A 12990-nucleotide genomic window follows, 5' to 3' on the forward strand; every position below is an offset into this window, starting at 1 on the left:
CCGAGACAGGATCGCAGTCCGCTTTGCTCCTGGTCAGGCGCTTGTCGCTTCACCCACATTCATCCGAATAATCCGCGCTAAGATCGTCGCTTTGCGACCGGAAAACGGATGAATGACATGTCAAAATTGTTAGTTGCGGCAATTGTCGGCATTTACGGTGCGGTGCTGGTGTTCTTCGCGATCACCGGCGAGGTCCGGGCGCTGCACGCCGCGGCGACCATGAACGGCTGGTGGGACGAGGACGCCGGCGGGTGGGCGCTGATCCCCGGCCTCGTGCTGATCGGCGCGCTGCACGGCTGCCTGCTCTGGGCCCTGCTGCGCATGCCGCCGCTCACCGTGCACCGGGGGGTGCGCCAGGCCCTCATCGCGCTGGCACTGTGCCTCACCCTGCTGTGGGCGGTGCTGGCGGAGCTGCCCGGCCTCCTGGTCGCGCTGATCCCGACCATCTTGATCGTCGCCGTGGTGGTCCTGCTGCCCGGGGTGTTCGGGGAGCTGCCCTGGCAGGCGCGGATCGTGCTGGTGATCCTGGGACTGATCGGCTGGTTGCTGAGCCCGCCGTTCACGACCGTCCTCGTCATCTGGTGGGGGCTGATCCTTACGCTCCAGTTCTACGACGGGCGGTGGAGCGCCGCCACCCTGGCGGCCGGGCTGCTCGCCGCCGCGACCACGCTGCTGAGGCAGGTCGTGCCGATGCCGCCCGGGATCCTCGTCGACGGCGACCCCGACTGGGCGGCCTACGGGGTCCTGCTCGACGCCACGCTGGTGGCCGACGCGCTCTGGATGGTGCTCACCGCCCGTGAGCTGACGACGGTCTCCCCACTGCTGCCGGTGGTGACTCCGCATAGAAGTCGATCACTCGCACCACGGCCCGCTTTCCGAGCGGCCGGGTGACCGTGATCGGCTCGCGGAGGGTGACGCGGGTGTTGGTCTGCGACCCGACCGGCACGATCAGCCGCTCGCCGTCGACCTTCAGCGACGACTCGTAACCGCGGACCGTGCCGGTGCTCTCGATCAGGCCGGCCGGCACGCGCACGTCGAGGTAGTGGCCGAGCCGGACGCGCAGCTCCCCGTCGCCGACGAGATGGGGCCTGACCACGCCCGAGGCGATCATGCCGCTGACCATGACGGTTCCGTAGACGCCCAGCGCCAGCAGCGGGAGGCGCACCGCCTCGGGCACGCCGAGCCCCCGCAGCAGCAGCTCCACGCCGATCGTCTCGACCACCTGGATCACCAGGAATACCGTGAGGAGCGGGTTCTGCCCCTTCGCGTAGGGCACCGCCACCGCCCCGGCCGGCACGTCGGGCCGCCGCAGCAACCACCGGCCGACCGACACCAGCCCGTCGACCTCGAACCGCAACAGCCGCACGATCATCGGTTCTGCTCCCTCGCCATCGCCATGACCTGGTGGAAGACCGCCGCCTGGGCGGGGGAGACCTCGACGCCGAGCTCGCCGAGCCAGCGTTCCCCGGCCTCCTCGCCGAGCCCGCCGACCATCGAGGCGGGCAGCACGCCGAGGAGGTCGGCGGCCAGCGCGGCCACCCGGGGGTCGTCTGGCGCGGCGTCGTGGAGGGCGTCGAGGCGGGCGTAGAGGTCGGCCGCGCCCTCGACCATGGGGCCCAGCTCGGCCAGCACGTCGGGCGGGAGCAGCGACATCATCTCGCGGTCGAACCGGGCGAAGCCCTCGCCGGGCAGGGCGCGCAGCACGTCGGCCATTTCCGGAGAGACCACCGCGTCGGCGCTCAGATCACCCTCGATCGCCAGCAACACGGACAGGCGCGCTCGTTTCGCCGCGAGGGCCTGCTGTTCGCGGGCCAGGTCGGCGTCGAGCTCCAGCAGCACCTCGCGCAGCTCCCGGCCCTCGTCGTCGGCCAGCACGTCGCGGATCTCGTCGAGCGACAGGCCGAGCTCGGCCAGCCGCCGGATGCGCGCCAGCACGACGGCGTCGCGCAGCCGGTAGTCGCGGTAGCCGTTGGCCCGCCGGGTGGGCTCGGCCAGCAGGCCCATGTGGTGGTAGTGCCGGATGGCCCGGGTGGACACCCCGGCGATCTCGGCGAGTTCCCCGATCCGCATGCCTCCGATTAGAAACGTTGCCGCTACGTCATGGTCAACAGCGGCGTGATCGCGGTCGTGGCGGAGTGCTGGAAGACGACCAGGGTCCGGAAGCTGACCGCCTCCTTGCGCTTGGCCAGGTGGTCGATGAGGAACCCGTGCAGGCGCTCGTTGTCCTGGACGGCCACCCGGATCAGGAAGTCGTCGCCGCCCGCCACGACCAGCACCTCCAGCACCTCGGTCCGGGACTGGGCCCAGTCGCGGAAGCTGTCGATGACGGTCCGGCTCGACGGCCTGACCTGCGCCGCCACGAGCGCCTGGACACCGCGGCCGATCTTCGACAGGTCGAGCCGGGCGTGGTAGCCGGTGATGACGCCGCGCTCGTGCAGGCCGCGGACCCGCTCCAGGCAGGTCGAGGCGGCGATGCCGACCCTGCGGGCCAGTTCGCGGTTCGACTGCCGTGCGTCGAGCTGCAATTGGGCGATGATCGCCGAATCTATGTCGTCCAAATCCATGGATTCGACGCTATCGCCGATCAAACGTTCGGTGAGACCGGTTTCGAGTGGAGCGATTGCCTAAAGTCGGCCATCGGAACCACTCGATTGATCGGAGTCCGATGCAGACCAAACTCGTCATGGTGCTCCGCGACGACCTGCCCACCGGCCTGGCCGTGAACGCCGCCGCCGTGCTGGCCCTCAGCCTCGGCGACGAGCTGGCCGGCTGGCTGGGCGCCGACGGCAAGGACGCCGACGGCAACCTCCACCCCGGCCTGAACACCCACCCCGTGCCGATCCTGACCGCGTCGGGCGGCGAACTGCGCGAGCTCAACGACGCCGCGCCCGACGACGTCAGGGTGGTCGGCTTCACCGAGGTCGCCCGCCGGGCCCGCGAGTACGGGGAGTACCTGCGGACCCTGGCGGAGACCCCGGCGGCCGAGATCGACTACGTCGGCCTGGTCGTGTTCGGCCCGAAGGCGCCGGTCTCGAAGCTGACCAGACGCCTGGCCCTGATGCGTTAGTTCGGGTTCTTCGCGTGGGTGAGCGTCTCCCAGGCGACGAACAGGTAGTTGGTGCCGGCCGGGCGCTGGCGTTCGGTGAGGGTCTGGGTGTTGGTCATCGCGATGCCCATGCGGGTGTTCAGCGCGTTGAAGCCGACCTCGGTCACCGGGCCGAGGCCCAGCTTGAGCGAGCCGCCGCAGAGCCACGACGGCGCGGCGGTGCCGAGCTGGTACTTCGCGTGGAAGCCGAGGGCGTGCCGGAGCCGGTCGGCGAGCTCGGGGTAGAGGTCCTGGCCCTGGATGCGGCTGGTCTCGGCGACGTGCGAGATCGCGCTGAGGCCGTAGCCGGTGTGGGTGAAGTCGCGGCAGGTCTCCTGGCTCAGGCCGTCGACGAAGGTGGTCTGGCCGTGCCAGAAGCTCACCAGCTCGCCGTAGGTGTCGACGCTCCCCACCGGCGGATACTTCGGCTGGGGGCCGTCGGCGGCGACGTACAGGAAGGCGGCGGCGCGGGCCCGGAAGCGGGCGACGGCGCGGTCGTAGACGGCCTTGTCCTCCAGGAAGACCGCGATGCCGATGGCCGCCTCCATCATCGACAACTCCCAGTTGCCGTTGCTGGACGACCCGTTGACCACCTCGGGCAGGTAGACGGTGCGCAGCATGGTGGCGAAGCGCTGCATGTTGGGCCAGCCGCCGGTGTAGGTGTACCGGATGATCTCCGCGGCCCTCGGCCACGTGGAGGCGGCCCAGGCCGACTGGAGCGGCGCGTTGCTGTTGGTGTGGTCGCGCAGCACGGCCGACCAGGCGTCCATGATCGAGATGGCCTTGGTCGCGTAGCGCGCGTCACCGGTGATGTACCAGCGCAGAGCCAGCGTGTACGCCGCCAGCGCGTCCTGCCGCTCGTCGGTGCACCCGATGTTCGGGTTGGAGTAGGAGCCGCACTCGACGACCGCGCGGGGCGTCGGGTTGCGCGTCAGCGACGCGAACGGCGAGGCCGCCATCTGGTCGAACGCGGCCTTCCACGGCTGGGCGTTCGCCGCGACCCGGCCTTTGACGAAGTCGAGCTGGGCCCGGCTGACCATGACGCCCGGATGGGCGAACACCGCCGGGGCGGCCTGGGCGGGCGTGGCGACGAGGGCGGACAAGAGCACCAGAAGTGCGCATAACGAGCGTGCCATCGGCAGACTCCGTACAGAAAAGAGACGGGTGGGACGAGCGCTCTTGAGCGCTCATCAAACACAGTCCTGACTGCCGGGGTCAATATGGTTAGGAAAGTTTCCTAAGAAATGTGAGGCACGAAGAAGGCCCCGGGAGGCGTCGTGCCTGCCCGGGGCCGGGGTTGGAAGCGGGGCGTCCGCCTGGTCATCGGGGCCTCCTCCCTACGCGAGCACCTTCGCGACGAAGTCGTCGAGGTTCACGACCAGCCGGGCGATCCGGTCGTCGAGCGTCAGGGTCTCGCCGCCCGCCAGCCGGTCGGTGGCCTTCTTGCCCCGGACGTAGAGGGAGCAGGCCAGGTCGGAGCACAGGTAGGCGCCGACCGTGTTGCCCTGCCGCCCGGCCGCGCCGACGCGGGGCGCCACGAACAGCGCCACGCCGGTGCCCCCGTGGGAGGTCACGCAGACCGAGCAGACGGTCGTCTTGACGACGCTGCGCTTGACGCCCTGCGGGAACCGCATGACGATCCCCGTCGGCCGTCCGCCGTGGTCGGCGACCAGATAGCCCCGCTCGGGGGACTGCGGGTCGCGCCAGCCCAGGAAGTCGAGCGACTCCCAGTCGAGCTCACGCAGGTCGCGCGGGAGGTTGAGGCGCGAGGCCTCACCTTTGGAACAGTTCACGAACGAGGCACGGATCTCTCGTTCTACCAGCGGAATCACCCGGTGACGCTACCCAACCCGCTGGGGTGTTTCACCTGGTTTATCAGCGCCGGATCACCTCGGTGCGCTCCGGCAGGGTGATGTGATAGCGCACCGAGCAGCCGAGGCAGCCGCCGGTGTCGATGGTCAGGGTCTGGCCGTCCCACGACTGCGACTGGTCGGGCCGGTCGCGGCCCCACGTGGTCTCGCGCTCGATGATCACCCGGTCGCCCGGGCCGTGTTCGATGTGGACCGGCACGGCCGGGCCGGCGTGGTCGACCAGCACGAACCGCGACGTGAAGAGCAGGTATTCGTCGCGGACGGTCTCGGTCGTGCGGGTGTCCGTCAGGGCCGTCGGGACCCCCGGTTCGTCGAGCACGGCCGTGGCGAAGCCCGCCGTGCCGAGCACCAGGACCCCAGCTGTGAAGACCGCGCCGGCGATGCGCCAGCGCAGGCGCGCCGCCGCGTTCACGAGACCCTCAGGAAGCGGAGCACGGCCAGCACGCGCCGGTGGTCCTTGTCGTCGCCGGACAGGTCGAGCTTGGCGAAGATGTTGTTGATGTGCTTGCCCACGGCGCTCTCCGAGACCGACAGGGCCTCGGCGATGCCGGTGTTGGAGCGGCCTTCGGCGATCAAGGCCAGCACCTCCTTCTCTCGGCGGGTCAGACGGTCGAGCGGGTCGCTGTGGCGGCGGACCAGGAGCTGGGCGACGACCTCGGGGTCGAGGGCGGTGCCGCCCGTGGCGACCCGGCGCAGCGCGTCGAGGAACTCGGGCACGTCGGCCACCCGGTCTTTGAGCAGGTAGCCGACCCCGGTGGTGGTCGTGGACAGCAGGGTGGCGGCGTAGCGCTCCTCGACGTACTGCGAGAGCACCACGATCGACAGGCCGGGCCACTGCCGCCGGAGCACCAGGGCGGCGCGCAGGCCCTCGTCGGTGTGGGACGGCGGCATGCGCACGTCGGTCACGACCAGGTCGGGCCGGTGCTCCTCGGCGGCGCGCAGCAGCCCTTCGGCGTCTTCGACGGCCGCCACGACCTCCATGCCGGCCGACCGCAGCACCCAGACGAGGCCCTCGCGGAGCAGCACGGAGTCTTCGGCGAGCACTACCCGCACGGCAGATCGGCCCGGATCGTCGTCGGCCCGCCCTCGGGGCTCAGGATGGTGATCACGCCGTCGACCGAACCGGCCCGCTGGATCAGGCCGCGCAGGCCCGAGCCCTCTGCGGGGTCGGCGCCGCCCCGGCCGTCGTCGAGCACCTCGACGATGAGCCGGTCGCCCTCGCGCCGCACGGTCACGAACGCCTCGTGGGCCTCGGCGTGCTTGGCGACGTTGGTCAGCGCCTCGGACACCACGAAGAACGCCACCGCCTCGATCGTCGGCGACGGCCGCCGGACGACGTCGACCGTCAGCCGCACCGGCACCGGCGAGCGCGCCGCCACCCCCGACAGCGCGGCGTCGAGGCCCTGCTCGTCGAGCACCGCCGGGTGGAGCCCGCGCACCAGGTCGCGCAGCTCCTTCAGCGCCAGCTTCGCCTCGTCGTGGGCCTGCGCGATCACCTGCCGGGCCGGTTCGGGCAGGTCGGTGAGGGTGGTGCGGGCCATGCCGAGGTTCATCGCCAGCCACACCAGCCGGCGCTGGGCGCCGTCGTGGAGGTCGCGTTCCATGCGGCGGCGCTCGGCGTCGGCCGCGTCGATCACCTCGGCGCGGCTCTCGCGCAGGCTCTCGACGCGCTCGGTCAGCACGTCGGCCGCGCTCGGCCCGAGCAGCGACACGGCGGCCACCTCGTCGACCGAGCAGATCAGCCGCGCCGCCCAGGGCCCGGCCACGGCCAGCGCCCCGGCGAGCGTCAGCATCAGCCAGCCCTCGACCTCGGCGGCGGTCCGGTCGGTCCAGTAGTTGATCGCCACCGTGAGGGCCGCCAGCGCCCCCGACCAGGCCACGATCATGGCGAACAGCCCGACGCCGGTGATGAGGGGGGCGAGCAGGTGGTAGGCCAGCTGCCGCCAGGTGCGGGGGTCACGGATCTCGGAGTAGAGGAACCGGATGGGGTTGCGGGTGCCCGGCCGGGGGCGGGCCGCCGGGATCTCGATCGACAGGAACGCCGCGAAGCGCCCGCGCTGCAGCCCGGTCAGCCGCGGCAGCAGCCAGAACAGCAGCGGCAGTGCGACGAGCGGGACCACGATCGTCCAGATGAAGATGATCGAGACGGCGGCCAGGCCGCCGATCACGGCCAGCGCCAGCAGCGCGACCGGCGCCCCGGTCACCACGTGGACGGTGCGCAACCAGGCCGGGGCGGCCCAGTGGGACCGCAGCCGGTCCCAGGGGGTGAGCGTCTGGGTGAGGGCCATGGGGACAACCGTAGAGACCGGGCGGGGGCTGCCACCATCCACGAGGTACCCGGGAAAAAGGTGGTGCTGGCACCACCCCCGGGTCCGGCGCCGAAGTGGCGGGCGCCGGGGATGAGTGAAAGAGTGGGGATTGTGGAGGATCATCGTCGTGCCGCCGAGCGTGTCCGCCAGGACCAGCGGCAGCGCGCCGCTCACCCGGCCGAACGCCGCTACGCCGCCGCCTATCATCTGGCGCATCTGGCGGAGTGGCGGGGCGGGGCGGACCTCCGCGAAGCCGCGCGGGCCGTTCTGGAGAGAGAGCGCGAATTGACGGCGGAAGACGACGGCGAGCCCGGTCTGGCGGGCCGCACCTTCCAGGTGACCGCCCACCGCCGAGGTGGCGACGTGATCATCGTGGTCCGGGGCGAGATCGACGCCCTGGCCGAACCGGCGTTCCACGACTACGTCCGGGAGCGTTCCGGCGCCCGCGTGGTCTTCGACCTCGCGGACCTGACGTTCATCGACAGCGCGGGCCTCCAGGTCCTCCTCGACGCCCACCGCCGGGGCCCGGCGGCCTACTGCGGCCTGACACCCCGGGTGGCCCGCCTGTTCGACCTGCTGGGCCTGCGCACCCGCCTGAAGGTCTACGACTCGGTCGACGACGCCTTCACCGGGTAGGGCGCTCAACCCTGCCGCACGATCTCCTCCAGGGCGGTCCGGTAACGCCGCGCGTCGGCCTCCGGCAGGCCCTTGGAGATCCGGAGCAGGACGTTGCCCACCTGGTAGGCGTGTTCCGGGGGCTGCGTCGCCGCGACCTCCCTGGCGTGTCCGGCCGCCGCGTTCTCGTCCGAGAAGACCTGGATCAGGCCGCCGGTCGCGAAGTCGGCCGAGCCGCCGCCCGTGATGGCGATCGCGTCGGCCTGGAAGGAAGCGCCGCTGAGGCCCTCCTCCTGGTAGGTCGCCCTCAGGTTGGCGTCCACGCCGTGCGCGGGCAGTTCCCCGACGACGTCGGCGGCCCGCAGGCGGCGAGCACGAGCACGGTGGCCGCGGAGCCGAGGGCGCGGAATCGGGTCACCTCACAGGCGTACAACCCGGGACGGTCCTCCGCAGCCCGATCGCCGCATTCCGGCGCGAAGGGAAAAGCCCCATGACCGCCGTCATGGGGCTTCTCCGGCTCGGTCAGACCGGGCAGGTGCTGCGGTACTCCTCGATCGCCAGGCCGCTCGGGCCGGGGCAGATGAACTGGCTGTAGCGGGTGTCCTCGTCGACCCAGCGCTTGAGCCAGGCGACGAACTGCTTGGCGAACGGGGTGTTGGTCGACTGCGGGAAGAAGTGGCTGGCGCTGTTCAGTTCCAGGTACGCCTTCTCCGTCTGGCTGATGCTGTTGTAGAACGGGCTGGCGTGCGTCGTCGGGGAGGCGATGCTGTCGCTCTCGCCGGCCACGATCAGGGTCGGGACGCGGACCGAGCCCCACGTCTTGTCGGTGTTCCACGGCGCGATCGGCACGGCGGCCTTGAGGGAGGGGCGGTCCTCGGCGGCGTGGAGGGTGCCGCCGCCGCCCATCGAGTGGCCGGCGACCGCGAGGCGGTTGCGGTCGATGCGGCTGCGTACCGTGGTGGAGCTGCTGTTGACCAGGTAGTCGAGGGCGGCCAGGAGCTGGTTGCCGCGGCTGGCGGGCTGGTCGAGGGTCGAGTTGGTCTCGATGCCGATGACGACGAAGCCGTGCGAGGCGATGCGCGGGCCTAACCACTCGAGGCTCGACCACCGGGCGGTGTAGCCGGGGGAGATGGCGATCGCGCCGAAGGTGCCCTGGCTGGTGTCGGTCGGGTAGTAGATGGTGCCGCCGCCGAAGCCCGAGACGAGCGACGAGACGCTCGCGGTGGCGACGGAGAACGGGCCGCGCGAGGCTTCGAGGATCGCGCTGGTGGGGTTCGGGCCGCGCTCGAACCCGGCGGCCTGCGCCGAGGGGGCGAGGGTGACGGCGGTCCCGGTCGCCAGGGTGAACGCGAGGGCGGCGGTGGCGATGCGGGACAGACGGGACCAGAAGTGGGGTCGCAAGGGGGGTGTCTCCCGGTTCTCGGAAGAGCCGCTGGTGTTGCGGGCGCGTTTCCGGCTCCGCACGACGGCCCTGTCGGAATTGCTGACTGCGTCATAGTCAGGAGCGAACCGGGGGTGGCGCATCGGCGAAATCACCGGTCGGGTCACGCCGGATGCGGGCAAAGAAAAAGGAGCTATCCTGGTGAGTTGCGGCCCCTTGTGCTGCGCAAATCACATAGCTCCGTTGGAGAGGATAGCACTCGCGTGGCCAATCGTCAAGTGCTCGAATTGGAGCAGAGCCGGATCACCCAGCTCTACGACCGGCTCGACGCCGTCCGGCGCCGGACGGCCGAGGCCCTGAAGGCCGAATACGCCAAGGGCGCCTCGGGCGGCACCCACCAGGCGCGGGTCGAGCGCGAGGTGTCGGCCAAGGAGCACGCCCGGCGGCTCGCGCAGCTCAACGGGGTCGAGCGCGGCCTGTGCTTCGGGCGCATCGACGACGTCCTGGAGGAGACCCTCTACATCGGCCGCGTCGGGCTGCGCAACGACGACCACGAGACGATCCTGGTCGACTGGCGGGCCCCCGCCGCCCGGCCCTTCTACGCCGCCACCCCCTCCTACCCGGGCACCCTGGTGCGCCGCCGCCACCTGCGGACCAAGGGCCGCACCGTGGTCGGCGTCGACGACGAGGTCTTCGACCTCGACCGCGAGGACGTCGACGGCGGCTTCGTCGGCGAGGCCGCCCTGCTGGCCGCCCTGCGCCGCCGGCGCACCGGCCGGATGGGCGACGTCGTGGCCACCATCCAGACCGAGCAGGACCGGGTGATCCGCTCGGGCCTGCACGGCGCGCTCGTCGTCCAGGGCGGGCCGGGCACCGGCAAGACCGTCGCCGCCCTCCACCGCGCCGCCTATCTCCTGTACGCCTACCGCGAGACCCTCGAACGCCGCGGCGTCCTGGTCGTCGGCCCCAACACCACCTTCCTGCGCTACATCAGCCAGGTGCTGCCCTCGCTGGGCGAGACCGACGTCGTGCTGGCGGGCGTCGGCGACCTGTTCCCGGGCGTCACCGCCACGGCCGACGACGAGCCGTTCCAGGCCGTCATCAAGGGCGACCTCGGCATGGTCGACGCGGTCGCGCGGGCGGTCGCCGACCGGCAGCGGGTGCCCGAGGGCGACCTGGAGATCCACGTCGACGGCCTGGACCTGGCGGTCCCGCACCACCTCTGCGTCGCGGCCCGCGACCGGGCCCGCCGGTCGGGCCGCCCTCACAACGTGGCCCGCAAGCTGCTGGTCCTCGACCTGCTGCGCGCGCTCGCGATCGACGAGACGGCCAAGCTCGACCGGCCCGCCGACGCCGACGAGCTGGCGTACATCAGGAAGGTGTTGTGGCACGAACCCCCGGTCAGGGCGGCGATCGACGCCCTGTGGCCGGTCGTCACCCCGCAGGAGCTGGTGCGCGGGATGCTCGGCAAGGCGCCCGGCGACCCGTGGACGACCGGCGACGTCCCCCTCCTGGACGAGGCCGCCGAGCTGCTCGGCGAGGAGCCCGCCCCGGCGCGGCGCGACGACGACCGGGCCGAGCAGGAGCTGTTCGCCCGCGAGGTGCTCACCGTCACCGGCGTCGAGGAGGTCGAGGCGGCGCTGCTGGCCGACTGGAACGCCACCCCCGGCGAGGAGGTCACCACCGCCCAGCGGGCCGGGCGCGACCGCAAGTGGATCTACGGCCACGTGATCGTCGACGAGGCGCAGGAGCTCTCGGCGATGGCCTGGCGCATGATCATGCGGCGCATCCCCACCCGCTCGATGACCATCGTCGGCGACATCGGCCAGACCGGCTCCCCGGCCGGGGCGACGAGCTGGGGCGAGATGCTCGACCAGTACGTCACCTGGCGCGAGGAGCGCCTCACGGTCAACTACCGCACCCCCAAGGACGTCATGGACGCCGCCGCCGAGGTCCTGAAGGAGGTGGCCCCCGACCAGGAACCCCCGATTTCGGTACGGCCCGCCGAGGAGCCGCCCCGCGTGGTCCGGGCCGCCGGGGCGGAGCTGAACGACGTGCTCAGGGCGGAGATCGCCGCCGCGGCCGGCGACCTGCTCGCCGACGGGGAGGGGCGGCTGGCCGTCATCACGTCCGGTGAACGCTATGCGGAAGTCGCGTCGTTGGTCCCGGAAGCCGTTACGCTCGATCCGCTGGACTCCCCGGTGGCGCTCATGACCGTGACGACCTCAAAAGGGCTCGAATTCGACGGCGTCATCGTGTTGTGGCCCGAGGAACTGGCCGGTCGCGACCTCTACGTGGCGATGACCAGGGCGACCCGCCGCCTGGTGCTGATCCATGAGCGTGAGCTGCCGCCGCCGCTCGCCGGGCTCGCTAAATAAGACTATCCTTGTAGGAAATACCGGGAGGCGACATGGGGCGGATGGAATCCGACACGCCGGTCACCGCGGCGATCCACGCCGCCCGGTGGATCCGCGAGGCCGCCGTCGACGACGACCACGGCCACCACTGGCTCGCCAACCCCGACCCCGGCGGCCGTTCCGCCAATGCCGGACACTCCGCAACCCTCTATTCGGGCGCCGCCGGGATCGTCCTGTTCCACCTCGAACTGGCCGCCGCGACCGGCGACCAGTCGTATCTCGACGAGGCGCTCGCCGGCGCCGACCACCTGGTCACCGTCTCGGGCACGATCACCGACCCGACCTTCTACCACGGCCTGATGGGCCTGGTCTTCGCGCTCACCGAGTCCTACTGGGCCACCGGCGACGCCACCCACCAGGTCGCGGCCGAGCGCATCGCCGAGCGGGTGCTCGCGTCGCAGCGGCCGTCCAGAGAGGGTCTGACCTGGACCGGCGACGTGTCGCAGCGCGGCGACGGCGGCATCGCCCTCGGCCTGCTCCACATCGCCGGCATGCTCGGCCGCGACGACTTCGAAGAGGTCGCCATCATGACCGGCCGCACCATCGCCGGCCAGGTCGTGCCCGGCCACCAGTTCGGCGGCGAGGGCGGCGACCTCCCGGTCGACGCGGTGACCCCCGGCTTCCTGTCCGGCACGGCCGGATCGGGTTTCCTGATGGCGCGGCTCTACGGCGTGACCGGTGACGGCATGTTCCTCGCGGCGGCCCGCCGGGCGGCCGACTTCGTCCGGATGGTCAGCTCGGTCAGCGACAAGTGCGCGCTGGTGCCCCACCACGTGCCCCACGCGCGGGCGCTCAACTACCTGGGCTTCTGCTCCGGCTCGGCCGGGGTGGCCCGGCTGTTCCACGAGCTCTACCGGGTGACCGGCGACCCCGGCGACCTCGACTGGGTCGAGCGCCTGGCCCGCGGCGTCATCAACAGCGGCGTGCCCGAACGCCGCAGCGAGGGCTACTGGAACGTGGCATGCCAGTGTTGCGGCGCGGCCGGGCTGGTCGAGTTCTTCGTCGGCCTGTGGGCGGCCACCGGCACCTCCGAGTACCTCGACGTGGCGACCGAACTGGGCGACGACCTGATCGAGCGGGCCACCCGCGACGACGGGCGGGGCATGCGCTGGTACCAGGCGTACCGGCGGCTGCGGCCCCACGAGATCACCGCCGACACCGGATACATGGTGGGCGCGGCGGGCGTCGGCGCGGCGCTGCTGCACCTGGCGGCGGCCCGCGACGGGCGCGACGCCCGGCGGGTGATCCTGCTGCCCGACAACCCGTTCCCGGCGATCCCGGTCCCAGCCGACTCGCTCTAGACGCGTGTTGA

The 12990-nt window shown here is 71.7% G+C and carries 15 protein-coding genes; 5 read left to right on the forward strand and 10 right to left on the reverse strand.

Going from position 1 to position 12990, the window contains the following annotated elements:
• Positions 1 to 162 precede the first annotated feature (162 nt).
• The gene (locus AW271_RS31440; RefSeq protein ID WP_062341242.1) at positions 163 to 891 is read left to right on the forward strand and encodes a hypothetical protein; all 729 of its coding nucleotides are present in this window, start codon (positions 163 to 165) and stop codon (positions 889 to 891) included.
• On the opposite strand, the gene AW271_RS31445 is transcribed toward AW271_RS31440, so the two are convergent.
• From AW271_RS31445 to AW271_RS31455, 3 genes are read right to left on the reverse strand one after another with little or no spacing between them, the layout of a single operon-like run.
• Positions 788 to 1372, reverse strand: a complete 585-nt coding sequence (locus tag AW271_RS31445) for a hypothetical protein (protein ID WP_062341243.1) — start codon at positions 1370 to 1372, stop codon at positions 788 to 790. The genes AW271_RS31440 and AW271_RS31445 overlap by 104 nt on opposite strands.
• Entirely contained in the window at positions 1369 to 2070 is a 702-nt protein-coding gene (locus AW271_RS31450; RefSeq protein WP_062341244.1) for a MerR family transcriptional regulator, read from the reverse strand. Before AW271_RS31450 ends, AW271_RS31445 begins: the two co-directional genes overlap by 4 nt.
• A 23-nt stretch (positions 2071 to 2093) precedes the next feature.
• Positions 2094 to 2564 (reverse strand): Lrp/AsnC family transcriptional regulator, encoded by a 471-nt coding sequence (locus tag AW271_RS31455; RefSeq protein WP_218008232.1) that lies wholly within the window; start codon positions 2562 to 2564, stop codon positions 2094 to 2096.
• Positions 2565 to 2665: 101 nt separating this feature from the next.
• Here AW271_RS31455 and AW271_RS31460 point away from each other — a divergent pair, with 101 nt between their 5' ends.
• Entirely contained in the window at positions 2666 to 3067 is a 402-nt protein-coding gene (locus AW271_RS31460; protein ID WP_062341246.1) for a DUF2000 domain-containing protein, read from the forward strand.
• Here the strand turns inward: AW271_RS31460 and AW271_RS31465 are convergent.
• The 5 genes from AW271_RS31465 to AW271_RS31485 form a co-directional block, all read right to left on the reverse strand.
• Positions 3064 to 4221 (reverse strand): alginate lyase family protein, encoded by a 1158-nt coding sequence (locus tag AW271_RS31465; RefSeq protein WP_062341247.1) that lies wholly within the window; start codon positions 4219 to 4221, stop codon positions 3064 to 3066. The genes AW271_RS31460 and AW271_RS31465 overlap by 4 nt on opposite strands.
• A 201-nt stretch (positions 4222 to 4422) precedes the next feature.
• Positions 4423 to 4917, reverse strand: coding sequence for an FBP domain-containing protein (locus tag AW271_RS31470; protein WP_062341248.1), 495 nt, complete (start codon positions 4915 to 4917; stop codon positions 4423 to 4425).
• 43 nt (positions 4918 to 4960) lie between these two features.
• Positions 4961 to 5368 carry a hypothetical protein gene (locus AW271_RS31475; protein WP_062341249.1) on the reverse strand — a complete coding sequence of 136 codons (408 nt, stop codon included), beginning with the start codon at positions 5366 to 5368 and terminating at the stop codon, positions 4961 to 4963.
• Complete coding sequence (locus AW271_RS31480; protein WP_062341250.1) at positions 5365 to 6009, reverse strand: response regulator; 645 nt, start codon at positions 6007 to 6009, stop codon at positions 5365 to 5367. Before AW271_RS31480 ends, AW271_RS31475 begins: the two co-directional genes overlap by 4 nt.
• Positions 6000 to 7244, reverse strand: coding sequence for a sensor histidine kinase (locus AW271_RS31485; RefSeq protein ID WP_062341251.1), 1245 nt, complete (start codon positions 7242 to 7244; stop codon positions 6000 to 6002). The genes AW271_RS31480 and AW271_RS31485 overlap by 10 nt, the downstream gene beginning before the upstream one ends.
• A gap of 132 nt (positions 7245 to 7376) precedes the next feature.
• On the opposite strand from AW271_RS31485, the gene AW271_RS31490 reads away from it, so the two are divergent.
• The gene (locus AW271_RS31490) at positions 7377 to 7901 is read left to right on the forward strand and encodes an STAS domain-containing protein (RefSeq protein WP_062341252.1); all 525 of its coding nucleotides are present in this window, start codon (positions 7377 to 7379) and stop codon (positions 7899 to 7901) included.
• A 5-nt stretch (positions 7902 to 7906) separates the two neighbouring features.
• On the opposite strand, the gene AW271_RS31495 is transcribed toward AW271_RS31490, so the two are convergent.
• On the reverse strand, positions 7907 to 8203 hold the full coding sequence (locus AW271_RS31495) for a hypothetical protein (RefSeq protein ID WP_062341253.1): 297 nt from the start codon (positions 8201 to 8203) through the stop codon (positions 7907 to 7909).
• Between the two features lie 199 nt (positions 8204 to 8402).
• Positions 8403 to 9281 (reverse strand): alpha/beta hydrolase family protein, encoded by an 879-nt coding sequence (locus AW271_RS31500; protein WP_062341254.1) that lies wholly within the window; start codon positions 9279 to 9281, stop codon positions 8403 to 8405.
• Positions 9282 to 9524: 243 nt separating this feature from the next.
• Between AW271_RS31500 and AW271_RS31505 the strand changes: the two genes are divergently transcribed.
• Positions 9525 to 11639 carry a HelD family protein gene (locus tag AW271_RS31505; RefSeq protein WP_245653301.1) on the forward strand — a complete coding sequence of 705 codons (2115 nt, stop codon included), beginning with the start codon at positions 9525 to 9527 and terminating at the stop codon, positions 11637 to 11639.
• Between the two features lie 32 nt (positions 11640 to 11671).
• A complete protein-coding gene (locus tag AW271_RS31510) occupies positions 11672 to 12979 on the forward strand; it encodes a lanthionine synthetase LanC family protein (RefSeq protein ID WP_157554829.1) in 1308 nt (435 codons plus the stop codon).
• Positions 12980 to 12990: the final 11 nt, after the last annotated feature.

Origin of the sequence: Herbidospora sakaeratensis (assembly GCF_001570525.1) — a bacterium.
Classification (GTDB): Bacteria; Actinomycetota; Actinomycetes; order Streptosporangiales; family Streptosporangiaceae; genus Herbidospora; species Herbidospora sakaeratensis.

What these genes read in the sequence shown, in the direction of transcription:
- AW271_RS31485 (WP_062341251.1), bottom strand. Translation starts at nt 7,244, where the DNA reads ATGGCCCTCACCCAGACGCTCACCCCCTGGGACCGGCTGCGGTCCCAC.
- AW271_RS31445 (WP_062341243.1), bottom strand. Translation starts at nt 1,372, where the DNA reads ATGATCGTGCGGCTGTTGCGGTTCGAGGTCGACGGGCTGGTGTCGGTC.
- AW271_RS31455 (WP_218008232.1), bottom strand. Translation starts at nt 2,564, where the DNA reads ATGGATTTGGACGACATAGATTCGGCGATCATCGCCCAATTGCAGCTC.
- AW271_RS31460 (WP_062341246.1), top strand. Translation starts at nt 2,666, where the DNA reads ATGCAGACCAAACTCGTCATGGTGCTCCGCGACGACCTGCCCACCGGC.
- AW271_RS31465 (WP_062341247.1), bottom strand. Translation starts at nt 4,221, where the DNA reads ATGGCACGCTCGTTATGCGCACTTCTGGTGCTCTTGTCCGCCCTCGTC.
- AW271_RS31450 (WP_062341244.1), bottom strand. Translation starts at nt 2,070, where the DNA reads ATGCGGATCGGGGAACTCGCCGAGATCGCCGGGGTGTCCACCCGGGCC.
- AW271_RS31510 (WP_157554829.1), top strand. Translation starts at nt 11,672, where the DNA reads ATGGGGCGGATGGAATCCGACACGCCGGTCACCGCGGCGATCCACGCC.